At 68.9% G+C, this 2,040-nt stretch carries 3 protein-coding genes; 2 read left to right on the forward strand and 1 reads right to left on the reverse strand.

Annotated elements, in window-relative coordinates; all coding sequences use genetic code 11:
- Positions 1 to 31: 31 nt before the first annotated feature.
- Positions 32 to 376 (reverse strand): MerR family transcriptional regulator, encoded by a 345-nt coding sequence (locus KGQ19_RS48400; RefSeq protein ID WP_212022367.1) that lies wholly within the window; start codon positions 374 to 376, stop codon positions 32 to 34.
- Between the two features lie 65 nt (positions 377 to 441).
- Between KGQ19_RS48400 and KGQ19_RS48405 the strand changes: the two genes are divergently transcribed.
- Both KGQ19_RS48405 and KGQ19_RS48410 read left to right on the forward strand, forming a co-directional pair.
- Positions 442 to 1,170 (forward strand): SDR family oxidoreductase, encoded by a 729-nt coding sequence (locus tag KGQ19_RS48405; protein ID WP_212022369.1) that lies wholly within the window; start codon positions 442 to 444, stop codon positions 1,168 to 1,170.
- Between the two features lie 179 nt (positions 1,171 to 1,349).
- Entirely contained in the window at positions 1,350 to 1,886 is a 537-nt protein-coding gene (locus KGQ19_RS48410) for a SigE family RNA polymerase sigma factor (RefSeq protein WP_212022371.1), read from the forward strand.
- Positions 1,887 to 2,040: the final 154 nt, after the last annotated feature.

The raw sequence follows: 2,040 nt of genomic DNA on the forward strand, positions 1-2,040 counted from the left end.
CACCCCACCCGACTCCCAAACCAACAGCGCATCAAGGATGCGTGTCAGCGACGGCGATGACCGAATCCAGTCGGCGCAGCGCGGCTGTGAGCTGGGTGACCCGCTCGTGGATGCGGTTGCGCTCGGCGTGGAGCATGCTGCGCTGCTCGGCATCGGTGTGGCCGGTGTCGAAGCACGGCATCAGTTCGGCGATCCTTTTGCTGGTCAGCCCGGCGGAGTACATGTCCTGGAAGAAGAGGACCTTCTCGACGGCTTCCTCCGGGTAGTGGCGCTGGCCTGAGGGGCTGCGTTCCGCGATCAGCAGGCCCTGCTCCTCGTAGTAGCGGAGTGCGCGGACGCTGACGCCCGATCGCGTCGCCAGTTGCCCGATCCGCATCTGTCGGCCTCCTGTCCTGTCTCGACTTGCCGCTGACGTTAGCGTCAGGTTTTAGCGTAGTCCACATGGAGATCAACGGATCGATCGCACTGGTTACCGGTGCCAACCGCGGCCTGGGCCGCGCCTTCACCTCGCACCTGCTTGACCGCGGTGCCGCCAAGGTCTACGCCACCGCGCGGCGGCCGGAGGAGATAGAGCTCGACGGTCTGGACGCGGGGCGTGTGGAACGGCTTGCCTTGGACATCACGGATCCCGCTGCGGTGAGCCGGGTCGCTGAGGCGGCGCCGGACGTTACGCTGCTGGTCAACAATGCGGGCTCGAACACCTGGCAGGACCTGGTGTCCGGGGACCTGGACCAGATCAGGTTCGAGCTGGAGACCCACCTGTTCGGGTCGCTGAACATGGTCCGGGCGTTCGCGCCGGTGCTGGGGCGCAATGGCGGCGGTGCGGTGGTGAACGTGCTGTCGGCGATGTCCTGGTTCGCTCATCCCGGAGCCAATGCCTACCACGTCGGCAAGGCCGCCGCGTGGGCGATGGTCAACGGCGTCCGACTGGAGCTCGCCGGCCAGGGGACTTTGGTCACCGGCGTGCATCTGGGACTGGCCGACACCGATATGAGCGCCGGGTTCGACAGTGAGAAGCTGCCGCCGGTCGAGGTCGCCCGGGCCACGCTGGACGGGGTCGAGGCCGGTGCGTGGGAGGTGCTGGTGGACGACTGGAGTCGCTCGGTCAAGGCAGCGCTCGCGGCGGACCCCCGTCCCTTCTACGAGGCGCTCGCGGCGACCACGTTCTGACGAGGAGCATGTTCTGACGAGGCGCACCTGCTGTGAGGAGCATGTCCTGAGGTGGTGGTCGCGTTCGGCAAGTCGCGGCGGCCTTCGGAAGAAAGTCGGGCGGCCCGGGCAACCCGGGGCCCGGGTCGACCCCTCAAGGACCGGTGACAGAAGATTGAGCCGGTCGGAGGGGACAGTCCATGGCGCGGGGAGACAAGGCGGCCGTCGAGGACGAACTGGAGCAGTTCGTCCAGGGGCGGTATCTGGCGCTGCGCCGCACGGCGTACCTGCTGTGCGGGGACTGGCATCGTGCCGAGGACCTGGTGCAGGGCACGTTGGTCAAGGTCGTGGTGGTCGCGCGGCGACACCGGGTGGACAGCCTGGACGCGTATTCGCGACAGGTGCTGCTCCGGCTGTTCCTGGACGAGAACCGTCGGCTTTGGCGGCGCCGGGAGCGGCTGTGGGCGGAGCCGCTGGAGGTGGTCGACGGTACCGCCGGGGACAGCGACGTCAAGCTCACGGTGCTCTCGGCGCTGCGGGGGTTGCCGCCCCGGCAGCGTGCGGCGGTCGTCCTGCGCTACTGGGAGGACCGCAGTGTCGAGGAGACCGCGGCGCTGCTCGACATCTCACCGGGCACCGTGAAGAGCCAGTGCTCCCGCGCGCTCGCCGCGCTGCGGACGGTACTCCAGGACGACCGGCTCGGCCTCGGGATCGGCTCGGAAGGAGCCTCGGCGTGAACGAGAACGAGATCAGGGATGTGCTGGGAGCGGGGATCGGTGAGGAACCGCCGGTCAGCGGCGGTCCGACGGCGGTGTTCGCGGGGGCGCGGGCGCACCGGAACCGGACCAGGGCGCTCACCGGGGGGTTGAGCATGGTGGCGGTGCTGGGGAT

Origin of the sequence: Catenulispora pinistramenti (assembly GCF_018274385.1) — a bacterium.
Lineage (GTDB): Bacteria > Actinomycetota > Actinomycetes > Streptomycetales > Catenulisporaceae > Catenulispora > Catenulispora pinistramenti.

Coding starts and splice junctions, on each gene's coding strand:
- KGQ19_RS48400 (WP_212022367.1), bottom strand. CDS start 376: ATGCGGATCGGGCAACTGGCGACGCGATCGGGCGTCAGCGTCCGCGCA.
- KGQ19_RS48405 (WP_212022369.1), top strand. CDS start 442: ATGGAGATCAACGGATCGATCGCACTGGTTACCGGTGCCAACCGCGGC.
- KGQ19_RS48410 (WP_212022371.1), top strand. CDS start 1,350: ATGGCGCGGGGAGACAAGGCGGCCGTCGAGGACGAACTGGAGCAGTTC.